Origin of the sequence: Amycolatopsis bullii, assembly GCF_014654205.1 — a bacterium.
Lineage (GTDB): Bacteria > Actinomycetota > Actinomycetes > Mycobacteriales > Pseudonocardiaceae > Amycolatopsis > Amycolatopsis plumensis.
In genome coordinates this window covers 1-20,913 of record NZ_BNAW01000010.1, presented here as the reverse complement: position 1 = coordinate 20,913, position 20,913 = coordinate 1, and the positions used below count along the sequence as shown (strand labels likewise).

22 protein-coding genes and 1 pseudogene are annotated in these 20,913 nt (G+C 72.5%); 14 read left to right on the top strand and 9 right to left on the bottom strand.

Features of this window, described 5'->3' with window-relative positions; genetic code table 11:
• Positions 1-36: 36 nt before the first annotated feature.
• Positions 37-843, top strand: a complete 807-nt coding sequence (locus tag IE317_RS14615) for a class I SAM-dependent methyltransferase (protein WP_191310237.1) — start codon at positions 37-39, stop codon at positions 841-843.
• On the opposite strand, the gene IE317_RS14610 is transcribed toward IE317_RS14615, so the two are convergent.
• Positions 786-1,403, bottom strand: coding sequence for a PadR family transcriptional regulator (locus IE317_RS14610; protein WP_191310235.1), 618 nt, complete (start codon positions 1,401-1,403; stop codon positions 786-788). The genes IE317_RS14615 and IE317_RS14610 overlap by 58 nt on opposite strands.
• A gap of 104 nt (positions 1,404-1,507) precedes the next feature.
• On the opposite strand from IE317_RS14610, the gene IE317_RS14605 reads away from it, so the two are divergent.
• A complete protein-coding gene (locus IE317_RS14605) occupies positions 1,508-1,993 on the top strand; it encodes an Lrp/AsnC family transcriptional regulator (protein ID WP_191310233.1) in 486 nt (161 codons plus the stop codon).
• 107 nt (positions 1,994-2,100) lie between these two features.
• On the top strand, positions 2,101-4,395 hold the full coding sequence (locus tag IE317_RS14600; protein WP_191310231.1) for a transketolase-like TK C-terminal-containing protein: 2,295 nt from the start codon (positions 2,101-2,103) through the stop codon (positions 4,393-4,395).
• On the opposite strand, the gene IE317_RS14595 is transcribed toward IE317_RS14600, so the two are convergent.
• Positions 4,388-4,960 (bottom strand): hypothetical protein, encoded by a 573-nt coding sequence (locus IE317_RS14595; protein WP_191310229.1) that lies wholly within the window; start codon positions 4,958-4,960, stop codon positions 4,388-4,390. The two genes, IE317_RS14600 and IE317_RS14595, sit on opposite strands and share 8 nt — an antisense overlap.
• 149 nt (positions 4,961-5,109) lie before the next feature.
• On the opposite strand from IE317_RS14595, the gene rlmN reads away from it, so the two are divergent.
• From rlmN to IE317_RS14575, 4 genes are all read left to right on the top strand, one after another.
• Positions 5,110-6,216, top strand: coding sequence for a 23S rRNA (adenine(2503)-C(2))-methyltransferase RlmN (gene rlmN, locus IE317_RS14590; RefSeq protein ID WP_191310227.1), 1,107 nt, complete (start codon positions 5,110-5,112; stop codon positions 6,214-6,216).
• Positions 6,217-6,248: 32 nt separating this feature from the next.
• Positions 6,249-6,515, top strand: a complete 267-nt coding sequence (locus IE317_RS14585; protein WP_191310225.1) for a hypothetical protein — start codon at positions 6,249-6,251, stop codon at positions 6,513-6,515.
• 8 nt (positions 6,516-6,523) lie between these two features.
• On the top strand, positions 6,524-7,003 hold the full coding sequence (locus tag IE317_RS14580; protein ID WP_191310223.1) for a hypothetical protein: 480 nt from the start codon (positions 6,524-6,526) through the stop codon (positions 7,001-7,003).
• Positions 7,004-7,096: 93 nt separating this feature from the next.
• Positions 7,097-7,417: a hypothetical protein gene (locus IE317_RS14575; protein WP_191310221.1), complete on the top strand. Its 321-nt coding sequence runs from the start codon at positions 7,097-7,099 to the stop codon at positions 7,415-7,417.
• Between the two features lie 4 nt (positions 7,418-7,421).
• Here the strand turns inward: IE317_RS14575 and IE317_RS14570 are convergent, their stop codons facing one another.
• The 3 genes from IE317_RS14570 to IE317_RS14560 all read right to left on the bottom strand — a co-directional run bounded on the left by IE317_RS14570 (position 7,422) and on the right by IE317_RS14560 (position 11,350).
• Positions 7,422-8,501: an MAB_1171c family putative transporter gene (locus tag IE317_RS14570; protein WP_191310218.1), complete on the bottom strand. Its 1,080-nt coding sequence runs from the start codon at positions 8,499-8,501 to the stop codon at positions 7,422-7,424.
• Positions 8,498-9,013, bottom strand: coding sequence for an ImmA/IrrE family metallo-endopeptidase (locus IE317_RS14565; RefSeq protein WP_191310513.1), 516 nt, complete (start codon positions 9,011-9,013; stop codon positions 8,498-8,500). Before IE317_RS14565 ends, IE317_RS14570 begins: the two co-directional genes overlap by 4 nt.
• A gap of 66 nt (positions 9,014-9,079) precedes the next feature.
• Positions 9,080-11,350, bottom strand: coding sequence for a molybdopterin-containing oxidoreductase family protein (locus tag IE317_RS14560; protein WP_191310217.1), 2,271 nt, complete (start codon positions 11,348-11,350; stop codon positions 9,080-9,082).
• 143 nt (positions 11,351-11,493) lie between these two features.
• Here IE317_RS14560 and IE317_RS14555 point away from each other — a divergent pair, with 143 nt between their 5' ends.
• Positions 11,494-12,561: a serine hydrolase domain-containing protein gene (locus tag IE317_RS14555; RefSeq protein ID WP_191310215.1), complete on the top strand. Its 1,068-nt coding sequence runs from the start codon at positions 11,494-11,496 to the stop codon at positions 12,559-12,561.
• Between the two features lie 3 nt (positions 12,562-12,564).
• Here IE317_RS14555 and IE317_RS14550 read toward each other — a convergent pair whose 3' ends face one another.
• Both IE317_RS14550 and IE317_RS14545 read right to left on the bottom strand, forming a co-directional pair.
• Positions 12,565-14,202 carry a DUF2079 domain-containing protein gene (locus tag IE317_RS14550; RefSeq protein ID WP_191310213.1) on the bottom strand — a complete coding sequence of 546 codons (1,638 nt, stop codon included), beginning with the start codon at positions 14,200-14,202 and terminating at the stop codon, positions 12,565-12,567.
• A 52-nt stretch (positions 14,203-14,254) separates the two neighbouring features.
• Positions 14,255-14,686 (bottom strand): MerR family transcriptional regulator, encoded by a 432-nt coding sequence (locus IE317_RS14545; protein ID WP_191310212.1) that lies wholly within the window; start codon positions 14,684-14,686, stop codon positions 14,255-14,257.
• Between the two features lie 24 nt (positions 14,687-14,710).
• Here IE317_RS14545 and IE317_RS14540 point away from each other — a divergent pair, with 24 nt between their 5' ends.
• Positions 14,711-16,090, top strand: a complete 1,380-nt coding sequence (locus tag IE317_RS14540; RefSeq protein ID WP_191310210.1) for an MFS transporter — start codon at positions 14,711-14,713, stop codon at positions 16,088-16,090.
• On the opposite strand, the gene IE317_RS14535 is transcribed toward IE317_RS14540, so the two are convergent.
• On the bottom strand, positions 16,065-16,349 hold the full coding sequence (locus IE317_RS14535) for a ubiquitin-like small modifier protein 1 (RefSeq protein ID WP_191310208.1): 285 nt from the start codon (positions 16,347-16,349) through the stop codon (positions 16,065-16,067). The two genes, IE317_RS14540 and IE317_RS14535, sit on opposite strands and share 26 nt — an antisense overlap.
• A 2-nt stretch (positions 16,350-16,351) precedes the next feature.
• On the bottom strand, positions 16,352-17,434 hold the full coding sequence (locus IE317_RS14530) for a WD40/YVTN/BNR-like repeat-containing protein (RefSeq protein ID WP_191310206.1): 1,083 nt from the start codon (positions 17,432-17,434) through the stop codon (positions 16,352-16,354).
• A 164-nt stretch (positions 17,435-17,598) separates the two neighbouring features.
• On the opposite strand from IE317_RS14530, the gene IE317_RS14525 reads away from it, so the two are divergent.
• From IE317_RS14525 to IE317_RS14505, 5 genes and pseudogenes are all read left to right on the top strand, one after another.
• Positions 17,599-17,970: a YciI family protein gene (locus IE317_RS14525; protein WP_191310204.1), complete on the top strand. Its 372-nt coding sequence runs from the start codon at positions 17,599-17,601 to the stop codon at positions 17,968-17,970.
• Positions 17,971-18,023: 53 nt separating this feature from the next.
• Positions 18,024-18,839, top strand: a complete 816-nt coding sequence (locus tag IE317_RS14520) for an NAD(P)H-binding protein (RefSeq protein WP_191310202.1) — start codon at positions 18,024-18,026, stop codon at positions 18,837-18,839.
• A 76-nt stretch (positions 18,840-18,915) separates the two neighbouring features.
• Positions 18,916-19,266, top strand: a complete 351-nt coding sequence (locus tag IE317_RS14515; protein ID WP_191310200.1) for a YciI family protein — start codon at positions 18,916-18,918, stop codon at positions 19,264-19,266.
• 4 nt (positions 19,267-19,270) lie between these two features.
• The gene (locus IE317_RS14510) at positions 19,271-20,503 is read left to right on the top strand and encodes an RNA polymerase sigma factor (RefSeq protein WP_191310198.1); all 1,233 of its coding nucleotides are present in this window, start codon (positions 19,271-19,273) and stop codon (positions 20,501-20,503) included.
• Between the two features lie 86 nt (positions 20,504-20,589).
• A pseudogene (locus IE317_RS14505) lies at positions 20,590-20,913 on the top strand (HNH endonuclease); the annotation flags it as partial.

Below are 20,913 nucleotides of genomic sequence, written 5' to 3'. Positions count from 1 at the left end.
CGGCCCGGCGACGAGGACCCGGAAGGAGCAGTTGGGGTGCGGTGGTCGTCCCGGCGCGCGGAGGTCGTGCCGAGCCCCAACATCTGGTACTACCAGGCCGATTACGAGCTGGAGAACCGCGCGCAGGACAGCGGCGGCGAGATCTGGCGTGTGCTGCGCGAGGAGCACGACTGGACCGGCCTGGACGTGCTGGACGTCGGCTGCGGTGACGGGTTTCACTTGCCGCGCTTCGCCCGTGACGCGCGATCGGTGCTCGGGGTCGAGCCGCACGAGCCGTTGGTGCGAAGCGCGCTGAAGCGTGTCGAAGGACTGTCGAACGTGGACGTCCGGATGGGCCGGGCCCAGCGGCTGCCGGTCCGCAGCGCGAGCGTCGACGTCGTGCACGCGCGCACGGCCTACTTCTTCGGGCCCGGGTGTGAGCCCGGGCTGGCGGAGGCGGAACGGGTGCTGCGGCCGGGCGGCGCGATCCTGATCGTCGACCTCGACGTGACCAGCGAGCCCTACGGACGCTGGATGCGCGCCGACCTACCGCACTACGACCCGGGCGCGGTGGAACGGTTCTTCGCCCGGGCCGGGTTCGGCTGCCGCCGCGTCGCCACCGAATGGCGGTTTGCGACCGCCGCGGACCTGGAAGCCGTGCTGAAGATCGAGTTCAGCCGGCCGGTCGCCGAACAGGCGATCGCGGAGTCCTTGCAGCGTAACGGGAATCGCGGCCAGGACCTGACGCTGCCGGTGAGCTACCGCGTCCACACGCGGGTCAAGCCCACCGGCCTCGTCCTGCCTGGTCACTCCGCCGTCTCCGGCGAAGAGGACTCGTCTTCGTCCTCGCCGAGGATGCCGTAGAGCGAACGCCGGGCGTCGTTGAGAACCTCGGCCGCGCGGGCCTGCTGGCTCTCGGTGCCCGCGCGCATGATCTGCACGACGGCGGCGGCGAGGTTCTTGCCCGCCTTCGCGAGCCCGACCTCGACCGGGTCGACGTCCTGCGCGATCTGCTCCCACGGCGGGGTGCTGTCCTGCTGCTCCGCCGCGGCGCGGCCGGCGTCGGTGAGCTCGAACAGCTTCTTGCTGTGCTCGTCCTTGCTGATCACCAGGCCTTCGTCGGCCAGCAGCTGCAGCGTCGGGTAGACCGAGCCGGGGCTGGGCCGCCAGAAGCCGCCGGAGCGCTCGCCGATCTCGCGGATGATCTCGTAGCCGTGCCGGGGCTGCTCGGCGAGCAGCGCCAGGATCGCGGCGCGGACGTCACCGCGGCGGCTGCGCCGTCCGCCGTGACCCCGCCGGTGCGGGCCGTGGCCGCGGCCGCGTCCACCGGGGCCGAAACCCGGGGGGAACTCGCCGAAACCGCCGAAGGGCCCGAAAGGTGCGCGCCCACGTTCGTGAGCGAAGGGGTGTCGTTGCCTACGCATGTCATGTTCCTTTCTCGAACTGTTGCGACACGTTCACGATATATCGGAAACGGTCGGCTGGCAACCGGTCTCCGGTGACGCCCGTCACCTGGGAAGATCGGCGGGTGCCGGAAACCATCGACGAGATCGACGCGCGCCTGCTGGAAGCGCTGGGGGAGGACCCCCGGGCCACGGCGGTCGCGCTGGCCGAGCGGCTGGGCCTGTCCCGCAACACGGTGCAGGCCCGGCTCGCGCGGCTCGAGCAGCGCGGCGTCCTGCGGTCGTTCGAACGCCGCATAGATCCGGCGCGGCTGGGCTATCCGATGCGGGCCTTCGTCAACGCGCAGGTCGACCAGCGGCGCCTCGCCGAGGTCGGCACCGCCCTCGCCGCGATCCCCGAGGTGACCGAGGTGTGCGGGCTGACCGGGGCGAGCGACCTGATGGTGCAGGTGGTCGCCGTCGACGCCGACGACCTGTACCGGATCGCCGGGCACATCCTCGCCTCGCCCGGGGTGGAGCGGACGAACATCTCGCTCGTCATGCGTGAGCTCGTCCCGTACCGGCTGGCGCCCCTGCTGGAACGCGTGCATTCTGCGCAGCCGGAGGCCTGAGCCCTCGGCGTTCGATGCGCATTCTGCGCACCTCCTGCGGCATCGGTTGTGCGATGCGTCCACCAGTGCTGTCCTGGTGTGCGCTTCCTGCACGAAAGGTGTCGACGATGACCCAGGCCCCCGCGACCGCCCCGGCGCTCACCGCGATCGAGCAGCGGGTCCTGTGGCTCGCCACCGCGATCGTGCACCAGGCCAACCGGGTCCGGCCGAATCCCGCCGGGCTCAAGGTCGGTGGGCACCAGGCGTCGTGCGCGTCGCTGGTGTCGATCATGACGTCGCTGTGGTTCCGGCACCTGCGCCCCGAGGACCGCGTCTCGGTGAAGCCGCACGCGTCCCCGGTGCTCCACGCGATCAACTACCTGCTCGGCGAGCTGGACGAGGCCTACCTGCCGACCCTGCGCGAGTTCGGCGGCCTGCAGAGCTACCCGAGCCGCGCCAAGGACCCCGACCCCGTCGACTACTCGACCGGTTCCGTCGGCATCGGCGCGACCGCGCCGATCTGGGGCGCGCTGGCTCGCCGTTACCTGACGACCCGCGGCTCGGAGGCGGGCACCGGCCGCCAGTATTCGCTGGTCGGCGACGCCGAGCTGGACGAGGGCGCGATCTGGGAGGCCATCCTCGACCCGGCCGTCGCCGAACTGGGCGAGATCGTCTGGATCGTCGACCTCAACCGCCAGTCCCTCGACCGGGTCGTCCCGAACATCGCGGCCGGGCGGCTGCAGGGCATGTTCGACGCGGCCGGCTGGCAGGTCCTGACGCTGAAGTACGGGCGGCTGCTCGAGGAGCTGTTCACCCGGCCCGGCGGGGCCGAGCTGCGCGCCCGCATCGACGGGATGCCCAACCCGGAGTACCAGCGCCTGCTGCGTTGCGACGCCGCCCAGGTGCGCCACCGGCTGCCCGCGGGAAACGCCGCCCTCTCGGAGCTGGTGGCGTCGCTGGACGACGAGACGCTGCTGGCCGCGATCCGCAACCTCGGCGGCCACGACCTCGGTTCGCTGGACGAGGTCTTCGCGTCGATTGCCGATGATCGGCCGACGGTGATCTTCTGCTACACGGTCAAGGGCCGCGGCCTGCCGACGCAGGGGCATCCGCAGAACCACTCTTCGCTGCTGACCGTGGCGCAGATGGAAGAGCTGGCCGCTTCGCTGGGCACGGATCTCGCTTCGCCGTGGGAAGGCTTCGCTCCCGGGTCGCCTGAAGCTGCGTTGTGCGCCGAAGTTGCTTCGCGCCTTCGCCGTCCGGACGTTCCTTCGGCGCCTTCGCTGCACCTGCCCGTCGACATCGGGCGTACGCCGTCCGGGACCGCGACGACGCAGGCGGCGCTCGGCCGCGTGCTGCTCGACCTGACCCGCGAAGCGCCCGAAGCGGCGAAGCGCGTGGTAACCGTCAGCCCCGACGTCAGTTCGACGACCAACCTCGGCGGCTGGGTCAACAAGGTCGGCGTCTGGTCGGCCACCGAGCGCCGCGACTGGTTCGAGGACGACCCCGAGACGATCATGCACTGGCGGGAGAAGCCGACGGGCCAGCACGTCGAGCTGGGCATCGCCGAGACGAACCTGGTCGGCCTGCTGGGCGAGCTGGGGGCGACCTGGAGCCGGTGGGGCGAGCCGCTGCTGCCCATCGGCGTCATGTACGACCCGTTCGTCGAGCGCGCGCTGGAGCCGTGGTCGTTCGGCATCTACGCGGGCGGGCAGTCGATCCTGATCGGGACGCCTTCGGGTGTCACGCTCGCTCCCGAGGGTGGCGCGCACCAGTCGATCACCACGCCGTCCATCGGGATCGAGCAGCCCGGCTGCGTCAGCTACGAACCGGCGTTCGCGATCGACACCGAGTGGACGCTGCTGGCCGCGCTTGGCCGGCTCGGCAAGCCGGGCGGGACGTCGTCGTACTTCCGGCTCTCGACCCGTCCGGTCGACCAGACCCTGGCCGCGGTGCCGACGGACCCGGCCGCCCGCGAACGCCGTCGCCGCCAGGTCGTGGCGGGCGCGTACCTGCTGCGGCGCGCTGCTTCCCCCGCCGTGACGCTGGCGGCGATGGGCGCGCTGGTGCCGGACACCCTGGCCGCGGCCGAGCGGCTCGCCCAGGTCGGCGTCGAGGCCGACGTCGTGTGCGTGACCAGCCCGGGCCTGCTGTTCGAGGCGCTCCAGGCCCGGTCCGGCCGGGGTCGCGGTGAGACGTGGATCCTGGACCAGGTCTTCCCGGCCTCGCGGGCGAAGCCGCTGGTCACGGTGCTCGACGGCCACCCGCACACGCTGGCGTTCCTGGCCGGGATCAACCGGGTGCCGTCGGTCGCGCTCGGCGTCACCGGCTTCGGGCAGTCGGGGTCGCTGGAGGACGTCTACCGCTACCACGGCATCGACACGGACGCGATCATCCGGGCCGCGCTCGACGCCGTCAGCTGAAGGTGGCGCCGGCGAGCAGGTTGTCCATCTTGGCGTCCCAGCCGGGGAAGGACCCGTACTGGACGACCAGGATCCGGCTCGTCGGCAGCCACCACATCCGGACCTGGTTGTTCTGCGCCGAGTTCTCGCAGGTGACCTTCCAGCGGCCGTACTCGGCCTTCTTGGGCCCGATCGGCGCGAAGCCGGAGTCGACGAGGGTGCTGCCGGTGGCCGGAGCGGCCTTCCCGGGCGGCGATGCGGGCGTGATGCACGTTGGCAGGTCCGTGCCGGTGTACCAGCCGAAGGGCCGTTTCGTGCTCGGCAGGTTGATCGGCGCCTCCGGGTCCGCCTTGCGCAGGTCGAGGACCCGCGCTTCGCAGACCGCGGTGCCTTCGGAGATGCAGCCGTCCAGCAGGCCGTCCGGGCTGTGCTCGGTGTAGGCCGCCCCCGGCGGCAGGGGCAGGCGCAGGGACCCGACGGTGGCGTGCGGCCCGCTCGGCGCGGGCGGCGGGGCCGGGGCCGGGGTGCTGCAGCCGGCGACGCCCAGGGCGATCGCGACCACCAGGACAAGGTGCCGGAAGGACACGCGCTCACCTCTTTCGTCGGACGCCGCGCTTCACGGTGGATCATCCCTGTGGGTGACACGGTCCCACCGACCGGGGCTGGTGACCTGGCGTACACCTGGTGGGGGCGCCACGGGCGGCCCGGGTGGGCGCGTGGGACACTGGTCCGGTTATGACTGCCCTTCCCCTCGTCTTCGACGCACCCAAGCGCGGCCTGCCGCCGCGCCACCTCGCCGATCTTTCGGTGTCCGAGCGCGCGGCCGCCGTCGCCGAGCTGGGGGAGAAGCCGTTCCGCGCGAAGCAGCTGTCGAACCACTACTTCTCCCGCCTGACGGTGGACCCATCGGAGATGACCGACATCCCGGCGGCTTCGCGGGACAGGCTGGTCGAGTCGTTGATGCCGACGCTGCTGACCGAGGTCCGCGCCCTGGCGGCGGACGACGGCGCGACGCGCAAGACGCTGTGGCGCGCCCACGACGGCACGCTCCTGGAGAGCGTTCTGATGCGTTACCCGGACCGCGCGACCCTGTGCATCTCGAGCCAGGCGGGCTGCGGCATGGCGTGCCCGTTCTGCGCGACCGGCCAGGGCGGCCTCGACCGCAACCTGTCGACGGCGGAGATCGTCGACCAGGTCCGTTCGGCGGCGGCGGTCATGCGCGACGGCACGATGCCGGGCGGCCCGGGCCGGCTGTCGAACATCGTCTTCATGGGGATGGGCGAGCCGCTGGCCAACTACAAGCGCGTGGTGGCCGCGGTGCGCCGGATCACCGATCCCGCGCCGGGTGGTCTGGGGATCGGCCAGCGGTCGGTGACGGTGTCGACGGTGGGTTTGGCGCCGGCGATCCGGAAGCTGGCGGACGAGAAGATGCAGGTGCGGTTGGCGGTGTCGCTGCACACGCCGGACGACGAGCTGCGCGACACGCTGGTGCCGGTGAACAACCGGTGGTCGGTGGACGAGGTGCTGTCAGCGGCCCGGTACTACGCGGACACGTCGGGTCGGCGGGTGTCGATCGAGTACGCGTTGATCCGGGACATCAACGACCAGCCGTGGCGGGCGGAGCTGCTGGCCAAGCGGCTGCGTAAGCACTTGGGTCAGCTGGTGCACGTGAACGTGATTCCGCTGAACCCGACGCCGGGTTCGAAGTGGGATGCGTCGCCGAAGCCGGTGGAGCGGGAGTTCGTGCGGCTGGTGAACGCCGGCGGAGTAGCGTGCACGGTGCGGGACACCCGCGGCCAGGAGATCGCCGCCGCCTGTGGGCAGCTGGCTGCCGAAGGCTGAGTTTTCGTTTCGGTTATGGAGAAATCGTCGTGATGTATGCGCCCAGCCTGCTGGACCCGGCTGCGGAATCGTTGAAGCTGTCCGACTTCACCGGCGCGACCGAGGTCGCCCGCGAGGCGCGGACGCTGCTGGGTGAGCGGTTCAGCTCGGTGACGTTCATGTACGTCCTGATGCGGGCGTTCGAGGTCGAGTACACGGCGGCTTGTGATGCTGCGCGGTGGCATGAGTTTCATGGTGGGCCGCGGGCTCTTTCGGACGCTGATCTGGAGAAGCTGCTCGCTCCTTGGCTCGACCGCTGAGTTAGCCCGTGACTTCCGGAGCTGGGCACCGGCTCCTCGAATTCCTCGGCGAATTGCGGGCGACCACCGCCTGGACGGTGGTGGTCACCGACGAGGTCGACGCCTTGTCGAGGTGGCGGCTGAACGGATCGACCTGGCAGGCCGTCGTGACGGTGGAGCCGCAGCGCTGGCTCGGCCTGGAGTTCGAGGCGCGCGACCCGGTGACCGGCAAGTGCGCCACCTACGACATCGACACCGACCTGTACGACCTGTCGCGGGACGACCAGCGCGAGTTCGCCGAGGAAATCGAACGGGACATCATCGAATTCCTCGACGACCTGAGGAAAGGCGTCGTGCTGCGCGGGAACGACGGGACGAAATTCGTACTCGTCTTTCCGCTGAACGGTTCCCATGTCCGCGTGGTACAGGGCCGCGCCACGACCAGCGCTTCCACGCACGCCGACCTGGCGAAGGCGCGGAAGGGCGGTGATTTCGTCCCGCTGGAATAAGGAGCGCTGCGCCACCCGGACGCCGCCGAACGGCCGCCGAGCGTGCGTAAATGGTGGCAGACAGTGCCCGTTCGCGGTGTTAGAACGGTAGCCATGACGCATCGGATGTCTCGGTACGCCGTGATCGCCGTCGGAGTCCTTGCGCTGACCAGTGCCGGAGCTGCTCCCGCGCAGGCCGTCAGTGGCCCGATCCAGAGCTTCACCTTCAACGGGACCACGCTGACCGCGGTCAACCAGTACTCCTACTTCCCGCTCGGACCCATCATCCCGTTGCCCGTCTCGATTTCACGGGTGGTCGACGGGACCGCGCAGGTGGTGGCGAGCGGCAAGGGCGTGGTGCAGTACCCGTGCAACGGTACGGCGATCAACACCTACACCGCCAACGGCGTCCAGCTCTCCGTGCCCTGCGGCTGACCGGTCAGCCCGCCAGGGATTCGGACAACGCGACCAGCTCGCGGGCGTCGTCGTCGAGGCTGCCGCTCTCCGGGACCGCGATCGGCGTCGGTTCCTCGGGGACCGGCTCGCGGCGGGCGTGCACGCGCAGCGCCTCCGTCAGCCGATCCGGCAGGGGACCTTCGAGGCGGGCGACGTACGGGCTGATCCGGACCAGCCCGTCGCGGCATTCGATCACCCGCCGGTAGTACCGGCGGTGGACGCCCAGCAAGCTCAGCGCGTCCCACCGGCCCGGCGGGGTGCGGCTCAGCGCGTCCTCCGGGAAGGCCTCGTGCAGCGTCGTCCACAGTGGACGGAGACGGTGGTACGTGCGCAGGTGCTGCCACCACACGCGGGCCGCCGCCAGGCGGGTGGCGACGCCGGGGTAGGACAGGCCGACCACGAGCAGGATCGCGCTCGGGAACACCAGGAACACCGTCGCCTGCACCAGCAGCGAGGGGATCGCCGCGCCCGCCCAGTGCACCAGCACCACCGCGATCAGGGTCGCCCCGCCCACCGCTCCGAACGCGAACCCCAGCGACGCCACCGTCAGCCCGCGGGCCAGCCGGGGCGCCGCCCCGCGTGCGTAGCGGCGCGCGAAGAAGCAGGCACTCGCGATGCCGTAGGTGAGGTACAGGTCGGCCGCGAGGTAGAACACCGAGACCCCGGCGCGGGGGTACTGCGCCGGCGGGACGTCGGGCATGAGCACCGTGACGGCCGCCATCACCAGGATCGCCGCGCCCAGCGGGACCGCTTCGAGCCGGGCCCGCCGTCGGGCCCGGTCGGCAGGCAGGGCCGAGAACAGGAAGAAGCACGCCAGGGAGAAGACCAGCCCGCAGAGGAAGATGTGCTGGAACAGCAGCGGAACGATCCGCCCGGGGTACGGCTGGTTGACGTCGCCCGCCAGCAGGCCCAGCGGGTAGGCGGCCGCGAAGCAGGCCAGGCAGGCGGTGACCATCCAGCGCGCCACGTCGCGCGGGGCGCGGGAGAGCTGGTAGCTCTTCCACAGCAGCGCGGGGAACAGGATCACCCCCTGGACCACGATGAGCGTGATCTTGCTGTTCACAGCCAGCCCAGCCGTTCGTCCAGTGCGGCGTCGATCCGCCGCGCGGCACCTTCGTCGGACGACGGCGGGGCGACCCGGTCGAGGACCGACGCCCACTCCAGGATGATCGTCGCCACCGTCTCGGCCTCCCGTTCGTGGTCGGTGTCGTAGGAGGTGCGCAGCAGGGCGCGCGGGACCGCCTCCGGTTCCAGGCCGGGCGCCAGCCGGTCCACCAGGTCGGGGTTCTCCGCGGTGGCGCCGTGCCCGGCCAGCATGTGTCCCAGTTCGTGCAGGATGATGTGGCGCTGGTGGGCCTTGCTCGTGTCCTGCTGGTAGACGATGTAGTCGGCCTGCGCGGTGGCGATCCAGGCGCCGAACGGCCCCGGCACCGGGATCCGGTGCGGGATCAGCCGGATCGGGCGGCCGCGCTGGTCGCCGACGCTGCGGCACAGCTCGAGGACGTCGAGGGGTGGCCGGATACCCAGTTCGTTCAGCAGCCGCCTGCAGCGGCGCCGCAACTCGCGTTCCTTCACCAGCCGCCTTGCCATCGATGTCCGTCGGACGACCACGGCCGGTAGCGACCCGGCCCCGTTCCGCCCTTACGGTAGACGACGCCGTCCCGGACGATCATCGGCCGCCCGGAGACTCGGAGCTTCCCGTGTGATTTCACACAGCGACGCGCGCAGGGGTGAACTGCCGCTGACCGGGTCGCTCGGACCCTGGCCCAGCACGAGGTTGAGGTTGGCGCTGCCCTCGCCCGCGACCGGGTAGCCCGGCTCGCCGAGCCCGGCCGCCGGTTGCCACCAGCCGTGCTGGCCGCACACCACGCCCGGGTCGAGGTTGACGTTGAACTTCGCCCGTGCGCGGACGCTGCCCCGGGGTGTCTCCAGCCGCACCCAGTCGCCGGCGGTGATGCCGCGCGCCGCCGCTGCGTCGGGGTGCAGCTCGACCTGCGGATCGGGGGCGGACTTGCGCAGGCTCGTGATCGCGCGGTGCTGGGTCTCGCAGAAGAACAGCGACTTGGCGCAGGTGAGGATCAGCGGGTAGCGGGCCGCGAGGTCCGGCCGGGAAAGCGGGCTGAGCGACGGCTCGTCGTAGCTGGGCAGCGGAGGGTATCCCGCCCTGAGCAGTGCCTCGGAGTACAGCTCGACCACGCCGGACGGCGTCCGGAAGCCGTGCCGTTCGTACTTGCGGTGGACCGTCCGCAGCGGCAGGCGGATGCCCTCCGGCGCGGCCCGCAGCTGCTCGAGGGTGAGCCCGGCGGGCGCGAGCTGGTGGCGCCAGGCCGCCTCGATGTCGCCGTCGAAGAAGTGCGCACCCAGCCCGAGCGCGAGCGCGAGGTCGAAGATGATCCGCAGGTCCGGGCGGGCTTCGCCGCGCGGGGCGACCAGGGGACGCCGCAGCTGGACGGTGGCTTGCGCGTCCTGGCCGGTCTCGAAGCCGATCCGCAACGCCTCGGCCTCCCACGGGCTCGTCGCGGGCAGCACGATGTCGGCCTGCTCGGCGGTCGGGTTCAGGAACAGGTCCGTGTGCACGAAGAAGTCCAGCGCGCCGAGCGCGTCCCGGCCGCGCGCGCTGTCGCCGTGCGCCAGCACCAGGTTGGCGCCGAAGTTGACCAGCGCCCTGGCCCGGTACGGGACGCCGTCGAGTGCCGCCCGGTAGAAGTCCTCTCCGGTGACGAACTCGAACCGCGCCGGGCCGAGCGGCCGCTCGGCGGCGCCGATGGCCTTGGCCCGCTGCCCGGGCGGCAGCAGCGCCGCCCCGTCGACCGGGTTCGCCCGGACGGGGGTGAACAGGACGTTCCCGCCCGGCACGTCGAGGCAGCCGGTGAGCGCGTACAGCTGGCTGATGGCCCGCACGGTCTGCGTCGCGTTGCTGTGCTGCTCGAGCCCGCTCCAGGTGTAGAACGCCACCGGCCGCGCCTCCCACAGCAGCCGGGCCACGGCGGTGATCCGGTCCGCGGGCACGCCGGTGATCCGCTCGGCGACGCCCGGGGCGAACCGGGCGCACTCTTCGGCGATGAGGTCCCAGACCCGGCGCGTCGCCACCCCGTCGGGCACCGGTGCGCCGGGCGACAGCAGCTCGCCGGTGTCGGTGCGGACCGCCCACGACGCATTGGTCCACCGGTCCACGAAATCTCGGTCGTACCAGCCGTTTTCGATCATTTCGTGCGTGATCGCCAGCGCCAGCGCGGCGTCCGTGCCGGGCCGGACCCGCAGCCAGTGGTCGGCCTTGCTCGCCAGACCGGCCCGGCGCGGATCCACCACGACGAGCTTCGCGCCCCGCCGCAGCGCGGCCGTGGTCGCGGTGGCGTGCGCGAGCCGGGACACCGACGGGTTGTAGCCCCAGTAGAGGATGCAGCCGGCGTGCTCGAGGTCGGGCAGGTAGGCGCCGGGCACCGGCTCGCCCCAGGTGTAGGTGGTGGCCAGGTAGCGGCCCCAGCCGCACAGCTCCATGTAGCTGACGAGGTTCGGGCTGCCGAAGGCCCGCCGCAGCCGCGTCAGCCAGTCGACCGAGTCGGACATGGCCGACGTCGACGGCGAGGCGCTGCCGAACACGACCGCCTCCGGCCCGGACTCGGCGGCGATCGCCGTCAGCCGGGCCGCGACGGTGGCCAGCGCCTCGTCCCAGCCGATGCGCTCCCAGCCGGGGTCGGCCGCGCCCTTCGGAGCGGTCCGCCGCAGCGGGTGCAGCAGCCGGCCGGGGTGCGCGACAATCTCCGGCGCGGCCTTGCCCTTGACGCAGAGGGCCTGCCCGGTGGGGTGGCCGGGCAGCGGGCGCAGGGCCAGCAGGCGCCCGTCCTCGACGGTCGCGGTGGCCCCGCACCGGGACACGCACAGCGGGCAGAACGTCGCCACTTCGGTCGCCATCGGCGCCTCCATCCGGAGCATTCATCGTGGCACCGGCGCGCTCCGGCGGCGCACTACAAGTTGATAAAGGAAATTCCGTGGGAAATTCCCGTCCCGGTAATTTGGTGGCGCAAACGGGGGTGGACGGAGTTCAGTCGGCTCCCATGGTGCACGGAAGGTGCGACAAGCGGTTCGGAGAAGTGCGCGACGCGCTCGCGGCGTCGTTGGCCAAGGATGACGTCGGCGCTTCGGTCGCGGTCGTCGTCGACGGCGAGTGCGTGGCCGATCTGTGGGGCGGGTACGCCGACGCGGCGAAAACCGTGGCCTGGGAAGAAAACACGATCACCAACGTCTTTTCCAGCACCAAGACGATGCTCGCCCTGTGCGCTTTGGTCCTCGCCGATCGGGGCGACCTCGACCTCGACGCGCCGCTCGTCCGGTACTGGCCCGAGTTCGGCGCCGCGGACGTGCGAGTGCGGCACGTCCTGTCGCACACCGCGGGACTTCCGGTCTGGGACACGCCGATCACCTTCGACGATCTGGCCGACTCGCCCAAGGTCACCGCGCTGCTCGCCGCGCAGGAACCGCGGTGGACGCCCGGGGAAATCGGCTGCTACCACGCGCTCACGCAAGGGTTTCTGCTCGGTGAGGTCGTCCGCCGGATCACCGGCCGGACCATCGGGGCGTTCTTCGCGGCGGAAGTCGCCGGGCCGCTGGGCGCCGATTTCCACATCGGACTGCCCGACCGCCTTCACGACCGCGTCGCGCCGTCCCTCGCGCCGCCCGGCGGGCTGACCGTGCCGCCGCCCACCGAGCTCTTCGACGCCGCCCCGAACCCGGTGTTCGTGCCCGAGGACACGAACACCGCGGCGTGGCGGCGCGCGGAGATCCCGTCGGGCGCCGGCTACGGCAACGCCCGGTCGGTGGCGGCCGTCCAGTCGGTCCTCACGTCCGGCGGCGCGGGGTTGCTGTCGCGGGCCGGGTGCGAGCGGGCCCTGGAGGAGCAGTACCACGGCCTCGACCACGGCCTGGGCGTCCCGATGCGGTACGGCCTGGGCTACGGCATCAGCGGCCGCACGTGCTTCTGGGGCGGCATGGGCGGTTCCCTCGTGTTCAACGACCTCGACGCCGGCCTCACCGTCGCCTACGCGATGAATCAGATGCTCGACGCCGTCGTCGGCGACGGCCGCGGCATGACCATGGTCGCCGCGGCCTACAGCGGCCTGGGGTAGGCGTCAGCCGATCCGGTACAGGTGCCCGTCGCGGACGGCCAGCACGGTCAGCGGCCCGGTCGTCGGGCCCGCCGTCGCCTGCCAGGCCGTCGCGCCCGGTGCCGCGGCCTGGCCGGCGGTGAGCGGCAGGCCCGCAATGCCGCCGCCGGTCACCGTGCCGGCCGGGTCGGTGACGAGGATGCAGTCCGGCCGGCCGCCGTCGAGGGTCACCCAGCCGGTGACGATCGCGCCGGGGTCGGTGGCCGGGGCGTCGAGTGCTCCGCGCACCGGCCGGGCCGTGCCGAGGTCGACGTGGCTGCCGAGCTCGGGACCGTGGCAGCCCAAGGTGAACGCGCTGCTGAACGGGTACGCCTGCAGCGCGCGGGCGGCGGGACCGGCGGCGCGCTGGATGTGCAGGGCCTCCAGCGCCGCGGGCGCGTCGACGCGCAGCGCGATCGCGGACAGGCTGAGCGGGGCGTAGCTGCGGCGGACCTGGTCGGCCTTGCCACCGCCGATCGCGTGCGTCACCAGCGCCAGGGTGACGACGGCCGCGACGACGTACCGGTGTGGCCACTGTGGACGGTGCAGGACGGCCAGCACCGTCAGCGCGCTCGTCGCCAGCGCCGCGACCAGGACGTACCGGCTGATGAGCCCGACGTTGCCACCGGGCACGTTCGCCGTCGTGCGGCCGAGTGCGAGCATCGACGCCAGCGCGAAGGCGTAGAGCGCCAGCCCGGCCCAGCCCGCGTCGGCCGACGGCCGGGTGGTGACCGTCCGGCGCAGCAGCAGGCCGAGCCCGGCGATCGTGAGCCCGCCGCCGATCACCGCGACGACGGCGACGTCGACCGACCACAGCCCGCCGACGGCGGCGGCGACGACGGAGAGGCGTCCGTCTGGGTCGAAGGCCGCCGAAGCGCCCGACTGCGACCCGGCGGGCTTGGTGAGCCACCACGCGCCGAGGACCACCACACCGGCCGCGGCCGGCAGCGCGACCCGCAGCCGGGATTCCCGGCGCAGCCAGGCCACGCAGGCGAGCACGAACCAGATCGGCAGGGCGGCGCCGAAGCAGAGGCACCCCACGACGGCGGCCGCGGACGCGCCGGCCAGGCGGCCGCGGTGAGCGCAGGCGACGGCGATCGTGCACGCCGTCACCGCGGGGACCCAGCTGATGCCGTTGGTGCCCTGCTCCCAGAGTTCGGTGGCGTGGGAGGAGAACAGCAGCCACGAGACGGCGGCCGTCAGCGGGCCGCGGGCGGGGTGTTCGGGCAGCATCGTGCGCAGTGCCAGCACGGCGACCCCGAGCAGGACGACCGTCAGGACGGTCAGGACGCGGTTGTCGCCGCCGAACCACGCCGCGTCGGCGTAGAAGAGCAGCGACGGCACGACGAACGGCTGGTCGAGGTGGTAGGTGAAGACCTGCCCGAGCAGGAGGTGGCCGCCGTCGTCGGTGATCTTGGCGAAGACGTGCCAGTAGTCGAGCAGCACGGCCATCCGCGGCGCCCGCACGGCGGCCAGCAGCGCCAGCCCGGCGGGCAGGGCGGCGAAGAGCCACCACGCGAGGTCCGGCAGCCGCCGGGTCGCGCGCCCGGCCGGGGAGGCGACCCGCGGGATCGGCGCGGTGACGTCCGGTCCGGGTGCGTCGGCGAGCGCTGGCTGCGTCATGGATCTCCTGCCGGGAGCGGTGGGGGCCGCCGAATGGTAGCCGCGGCCGGGGTCAGTGCGGCTCGGCCGGCGCCCACAGCCCGTCCGCGTCGCCGGCCTCGAGCCGGCCCCGGTAGACCCCGATCTTCCGGTCGATCAGCTTCAGGTTCTCCTCCAGCTCCGCCAGCCTCGCCAGCACGTCGGCGCGGTGCTCTTCCAGCAGCGCCAGGCGTTCCGCCTCGTTGCCGCGGCCGGCGGCGACCAGGTCCGCGTAGCGACGGATCGTCTTGATCGGCATGCCCGTCGCGCGGAGCTTGGTGCAGATCTTGATCCAGTCGAGGTCCAGCTGCCGGTAGCGCCGCCGTCCGCCGCTGGTGCGGTCGACGCGGGTCACCACCAGGCCCGCGCGTTCGTAGTAGCGCAGCGTGTGCGCGCTGACCCCGGTGCGGCGGGCCGCGTCCGCGATGGTCAGCCCCTCCGCGGGGATCGGGTTGACTTCGAGCACGCTCTAAATCCTAGCGTCGAAAGCATGACAACCAACCGTCCCGGCCTCGTGCTCGCGATCTGCTGCGCCAGCATCGTCGTCGTGGTGATGGACATCTCGATCGTCACCGTCGCCCTGCCCGCGATCCGCCGTGACCTGGGCGCTTCCGTCTCCGGCCTGCAGTGGACCGTCGACGCCTACACGCTGGTGCTGGCCGCCTTCCTGGTGCTCGCCGGGTCCGCCGCCGACCGGTTCGGCCGCAAGCGGGTCTTCCGGTGCGGGCTCGCGCTGTTCGGCCTCGGCTCGCTGCTGTGCAGCCTGGCGCCGGGCATCGGCTGGCTGATCGCCGCCCGGGCGCTGCAGGCCGTCGGCGGCACCATGCTGAACCCGGTCGCGATGGCCATCGTCGCCACCACCTTCCCCGCGCCGGCCGAGCGCGCCCGCGCCATCGGCGTGTTCGGCTCGATGTCCGGCCTGGCCCTGGCGCTCGGGCCGATCCTCGGCGGCGTGCTCGTCGACGGCTTCGGCTGGCGGGCCGTCTTCTGGGTGAACGTCCCGGTCATCGTCGCCGCGCTCGTCGCCACGACGCTGTTCGTGCCCGAGTCGCGGGCGCCGCGGGCCCGCCGCTTCGACCCGGTGGGGCAGGTGCTCGTGCTGCTGGTGCTCGGCAGCGTCGTCGCCGCCCTCATCGAGTCGCACCGGCTGGGCTGGACGTCACCGTGGATCCTCGGCCTGCTCGCCCTCGCCGGGCTCGGCGTGCTGGGCATCGTGGCCTACGAGCCGCGCCGCGCCGACCCGTTGCTCGAACTGCGCCTGTTCCGCAGCGTGTCCTTCAGCGCGGCGATCGTCATGGCGCTGTTCGCGCTCTGCGGGTTCGGCGCCTTCCTCTTCGTGACGACGCAGTACCTCCAGGACGTCCGGGGCATGACCCCGCTGACGGCGGGCCTGTGCCTGCTCCCGGTCGGCGTGCTCGTGCTGCTGCTGTCGCCGCGGACCGGGCGGTTCGTCGGCACGCGCGGGCCGCGCGGGCCGCTGGTCGTCGCCGGTGCCGCGCTCGCCGCGGGCGGCGCCGCCTCGGCGTTCCTCGGCCCGGCGACGCCGCTGCCCGTCGTGCTCGCCACCTTCCTGCTGTTCGGCGTGTTCCTCGGCACGGTGAACCCGCCGATCACCAACACCGCCGTCTCGGGGATGCCGGCGTCGATGGCCGGGGTGGCCGCGTCGCTGGCCTCCGCCGGACGGCAGACCGGCACCACCCTGGGGGTCGCGCTCTCGAGCCTGGGCCACGGCGTGTGGTGGCTGGTCGCCGGGCTCGGGGCCGGCGTCCTGGTCCTGGCGCTGCTCAGCACCGGACGCCGGGCGGCCGCGACGGCCGACCGGGCGGCGGCGCTGTTCGACGAGCTCAGCCTCCCGCGACCGACGGGATGATCTGCACCTCGGCGTCCTCGCGCAGCACCGTCGCGGGGCCGTCGCGGCGGCGGCACTCCTCGCCGTCGACGTAGAAGTTGACGTACCGGCGCAGCCCCGCCTGCTCGTCGCGCAACCGCCGTTCCAGCGCCGGGTACCGCTCGGCGAGCGCGTCGAGCAGGGCACCCAGCGTGGCCGGCTCGGCGACCTCGACGTCCAGCCGGGCTTCGCCGCCGGCTTTCTCCCGCAGCGTCCCGGGCAGCAGCACGGTGATCCGCACGGTCACACCCTCGCGGCGCGGACGCTCAGCACGTCGGGCAGGTGCGCCGCGACGAGCTGCCAGCTGTCGCCGTCGTCGCGGCTGGCGTAGACGTCGCCGGTCCGCGAGCCGAAGTACACCCCGGCCGGGTCGGCGTCGTCGGTGCACATCGCGTCCCGCATGACGCCGGCCCAGTACCCGTCCGGCAGGCCGGGGCCCAGCGCCTCCCACGACTTCCCGGCGTCCTCGCTGCGGTACACGCGGCAGTGGCCCTCCGGCGGGAACCGCATCGCGTCGGCGGCCAGCGGGAAGGTGTAGATCACCTCGGGCCGGTTCGGGTGGACGACCATCGGGAAGCCGAAGTCGCTGGGCAGGCCGTCGGCGATCGACTGCCAGGTCGCGCCCGCGTCGTCGCTGCGGTAGACGCCGTGGTGCACCTGCGCGAACAGCCTGTCCGGCTCCGCGGGGTGCCGGGCGACCTTGTGCACGCAGTGGCCGTATTCGGGGTACGGGTCGGGCACGTGGACCGCCTTGATGCCGGTGTTGCTGGCCTCCCAGGACTCGCCGCCGTCCTCGGTGCGGTAGACGCCGCCGGTGGACATGGCCACGGTGACGCGCCGGGGGTCGGTGGGGTGCGGGAGCACGGTGTGGATGGCCTTGCCACCGCCCCCGGGCGTCCAGTGTTCGCGGTGCGGGTGGTCCCACAGGCCGCGGACGAACTCGTAGGTGCGGCCGCCGTCGGTGGAGCGGAACAGGGCGGACGGCTCGGTGCCGGCGTAGACGACGTCCGGCTCGCTCGCCGGGCCCGGCACGAGCTGCCAGGCCCTCGCCAGTGACTCGCCGGTGTCGGCCGGGAACGCGATCGGGGCGTGGTCGGGTTCGGCCCAGGTCGCGCCCAGGTCGTCGCTGGTGGCCACGCTCGGCCCGTAGTGCTCGCTGGTGACCCCGGCCAGCAGCCGCGGGGTGGCTCGGCGCGTGTCGATGCCGACCGCGTACACCTCGGTCATCGGGTGGTGCGGGCCGGTCACTTCCCAGGTGACCCGGTCATCCGTGCTGGTGGCCAGCCACAGACCCTTGCGCGTTCCGATCGCGAGCAGGACGGACATCGAACACCCTCTCCGTGGTGATGCAGGTCACAGGTACTCTGCCCGAAAATCGCCCCGGGGAAATGTCGAACACCGGACCGGTGCGTTCGACGCGGGGGTGAAGGCCGGTCACCGCGTCCGGGAGAACGCACCGGACCCCGGCCGACGAACAGAGGGAGCAGACCATGCGGTTTCTCATGATGCACCGGGTCGACGAGCACGACCCCCGGTCGTGGAACCCGAGCCAGGAGTTCATCGCGAAGATGGGCGGGTTCATCCAGGAGGCGGCGGAGAAGGGCATCCTGATCACCGCGGAGGGCGTCCACCCGACGGAGAAGGGCTCGCTGGTCCGCAAGGCGCGCGGCGCCGCGATCCGCGTGACCGACGGGCCGTTCGCCGAGGCCAAGGAGGTCATCGGCGGGTTCGCGCTGATCAACGCGGCGGACCGGGCGGAGGCCGTCGAGTTCGCCAAGCGGTACGTCGAGCTGTTCGACCAGGAGATCGAGGTGGAGATCCGCCAGGTCGTGGAGTTCGACGAGCTGCCGACGCAGGACTGACGTCGTCCGGTGGCGCTAGGCTGACCGGGACTGTTCTCCTGGGGGTTCGAACGATGTTCCTGGTCACCGGCGCCACCGGCAATGTCGGCGCGGAAGTGGTTTCGGCACTCGCGGCGGCGGGCGCCCCGGTCCGGGCGCTGGTGCGCCGTCCGGACGTCCGGCTGCCGGACGGGGTCGAGGCCGCGGTGGGCGATCTCAACTCGCCCGAAAGCCTCACCGACGCCTTGAAGGGTGTCGAGGGCGTTTTCCTGCTGTCCGGCTACGAGGACGTGTCCGGCCTGCTGCGGGAGGCCGGGGTACGGCGGGTCGTGCTGTTGTCCGGGGGCTCGGCGGCGCTGGAGGACCTGGACAACGCCGTCTCCCGGTACATGACGCTGTCCGAGCGCGCGCTGCGGGAATCGGGCCTGGACTGGACGTTCCTGAGGCCGCGCGCGTTCATGTCGAACGCCCTGCGCTGGCTGCCGCAGCTGCGCGCGGGCGACACGGTCCGCGTCCAGTTCCCGGACGTCCCGGTGGCCTGCATCGACCCGGCCGACATCGCGGCGGTGGGGGCGCTCGCGCTGGCCGGTGGGCACGAAGGGCTGGTGCACGAGCTGACCGGGCCGGTGGCGATGCGGCCGGTGGAGCAGGTTTCGGTGCTGGGTTCGGTGCTGGGGCGCGATCTGCGGTTCGTGGGACTGTCGAACGACGAGACGCGGGCGGAGCTCGAGGCGGGCATGCCGCGTGAGTACGTCGACGCGTTCTGGAACTTCTACGTCGACGGGACCCTGGACGAGGCGACCGTGCACCCGACGGTGCCGGAGGTGACCGGGCGCCCGGCGCGGACGTTCGGCGAGTGGGCCGAGGCGCACGCGGGCGCCTTCCGCTGATTTCCGCCCCGAGCCTGTCCAACGGGCCGGCCGTCGTTCGTAGTGCTGGCGTACGGCAACCGAGCCAGGAGGAACCATGAAGTACCTGATGCTGATCAACGCCGCTCTCGACGCCGACGGCGCGCCCACCGGCTGCAGCACGCCCGAGGACTGGATGCTGTTCGACAAGTCCCTCAAGGAAGCCGGGGTGTACGTCGGCGGCGACTCGGTCGCCGACTTCACCACGGCCGCCTCGGTCCGGGTCGACGAGCGCGGCGAGCGGCTCGTCACCGACGGCCCGTTCGCCGAATCCCGGGAGGTGCTCGGCGGCTACTTCGTCGTCGACGTGCCGGACCTCGACGTCGCGCTCGACTGGGCGGCCCGCTGCCCGGGGGCCCGCGACGGCGGATCGATCGTGGTGCGGCCGCTCGCCGGCTACGAAGGCTGACGGGGTGGCGGGGCGGGTGGACGCCTCGGTCGAGGCGGTGTTCCGGGAGGAGCGCGGGCTGCTGCTCGCCGCGCTCGTCCGCCGGTTCGGCGACCTCGACCTCGCCGAGGAGGTGACGTCGGAGGCGATCGAGGCGGCGCTGGTGCACTGGCCGGCCGAGGGCGTGCCGCCGAAGCCGGGCGCCTGGCTGATGACGACGGCCCGGCGCAAGGCCGTCGACCGGCTCCGCCGCGACCAGGCCTACGCGGCCCGGCTCGCGGTGCTGCAGGTCGAGGCCGACCGCGCGGCGCCCGCCCCGCCCCTGTCGGACGGCGACCTGCCGGACGAGCGGTTGCAGCTGTTCTTCACGTGCGCCCACCCGGCGCTGCCGGCCGAGGACCGCACGGCGCTGACGTTGCGCTGCCTCGCCGGGCTGACGACGCCGGAGGTGGCGCGGGCGTTCCTGGTCCCGAGCGCGACAATGGGCAAGCGGATCGTGCGGGCGAAGAACCGGATCCGCACGCTCCGGATCCCCTTCCGCGTGCCGGACGCGGACGAGCTGCCCGGGCGGCTGCCGGGTGTGCTGCAGGTCGTCTACTCGATCTTCACCGAGGGGTACGCGGCCAGTTCGGGCCCGGACCTGCAGCGGCTCGACCTGGCGGAGGAGGCCATCCGCCTGGCTCGCATCCTCCGGCGGTTGCTGCCGGGGGAGCGGGAGGTCGCGGGCCTGCTGGCCTTGCTGCTGCTGGTGCACGCCCGCCGCGACGCCCGCACCGGCCCGGCCGGCGACCTGGTGCTGCTGGACGACCAGGACCGCGGCCGCTGGGACCAGGCGCTGATCTCCGAGGGGACGAAGCTGGTGACGGTGGCCCTGACCGGCGGACCCCCGGGCTGGTACGGAGTCCAGGCGGCGATCGCGGCCCTGCACGACGAGGCGGCGGACGTGGCGGGCACGGACTGGCCGCAGATCGTGGCGCTCTACGACGTGCTGCTGGGGCTGGCGCCGTCACCGGTGGTGGAGCTGAACCGCGCGGTGGCGGTGGCGATGCGCGACGGACCGGCGGCAGGGCTGGCGTTGCTGGACGGCTTGGCGGGGGAGCCGAAGTTGCGCGGGTACAGCCCGTTCGCGGCGGCTCGGGGTGACTTGCTCAGCCGGCTCGGGCGGCACGAGGAGGCGGCTGCGGCGTACCGGGAGGCGTTGTCGCTGGCCGGAACCGAGCCCGAGCGGGCCCATTTGCGGGGGCGGCTGGGGGAGTGAGGCGCTGTTCCGGGGTGCGGACAGTCGCATGTGGACATACCCGGTCGAGTGATGAACTCGTGTTCGATGGTCGGTAGCTTGGAGGTATGACCAGCGACGCGACTGTGTGTTCCTCCGAGGCGGTGGCTTTTGCCGACCGCGTCGGGGAGTTCGTCGCGTGCATGCGGTCTGCTGAGGCGGGGCTTGGGGCGTTGCTGGTGGAGATCGAGCAGCGCGGGGTGATGGAGCTGTTCGGGTATCGCTCTGTCGCTCGGTTGTTGGAACATCTCGCCGATATTCCCAAGGCTGCTGCTGAACGGTTGGTGAAGCGCGCCCGCTTGCTCAACCCGGGCCGTAACCTCGATGGCAGCCCGATCCCCGCTTTGGCGCCCGCCACCGGTGCTGCTGCTCTCGCGGGGCAGTTGAGCAAC

Excerpts from the sequence above, each read along its gene's own strand:
- IE317_RS14610 (WP_191310235.1), bottom strand. The coding sequence starts at position 1,403 with ATGCGTAGGCAACGACACCCCTTCGCTCACGAACGTGGGCGCGCACCT.
- IE317_RS14600 (WP_191310231.1), top strand. The coding sequence starts at position 2,101 with ATGACCCAGGCCCCCGCGACCGCCCCGGCGCTCACCGCGATCGAGCAG.
- rlmN (WP_191310227.1), top strand. The coding sequence starts at position 5,110 with ATGACTGCCCTTCCCCTCGTCTTCGACGCACCCAAGCGCGGCCTGCCG.
- IE317_RS14585 (WP_191310225.1), top strand. The coding sequence starts at position 6,249 with ATGTATGCGCCCAGCCTGCTGGACCCGGCTGCGGAATCGTTGAAGCTG.
- IE317_RS14575 (WP_191310221.1), top strand. The coding sequence starts at position 7,097 with ATGACGCATCGGATGTCTCGGTACGCCGTGATCGCCGTCGGAGTCCTT.
- IE317_RS14560 (WP_191310217.1), bottom strand. The coding sequence starts at position 11,350 with ATGGCGACCGAAGTGGCGACGTTCTGCCCGCTGTGCGTGTCCCGGTGC.
- IE317_RS14555 (WP_191310215.1), top strand. The coding sequence starts at position 11,494 with ATGGTGCACGGAAGGTGCGACAAGCGGTTCGGAGAAGTGCGCGACGCG.
- IE317_RS14550 (WP_191310213.1), bottom strand. The coding sequence starts at position 14,202 with ATGACGCAGCCAGCGCTCGCCGACGCACCCGGACCGGACGTCACCGCG.
- IE317_RS14540 (WP_191310210.1), top strand. The coding sequence starts at position 14,711 with ATGACAACCAACCGTCCCGGCCTCGTGCTCGCGATCTGCTGCGCCAGC.
- IE317_RS14530 (WP_191310206.1), bottom strand. The coding sequence starts at position 17,434 with ATGTCCGTCCTGCTCGCGATCGGAACGCGCAAGGGTCTGTGGCTGGCC.
- IE317_RS14525 (WP_191310204.1), top strand. The coding sequence starts at position 17,599 with ATGCGGTTTCTCATGATGCACCGGGTCGACGAGCACGACCCCCGGTCG.
- IE317_RS14520 (WP_191310202.1), top strand. The coding sequence starts at position 18,024 with ATGTTCCTGGTCACCGGCGCCACCGGCAATGTCGGCGCGGAAGTGGTT.
- IE317_RS14515 (WP_191310200.1), top strand. The coding sequence starts at position 18,916 with ATGAAGTACCTGATGCTGATCAACGCCGCTCTCGACGCCGACGGCGCG.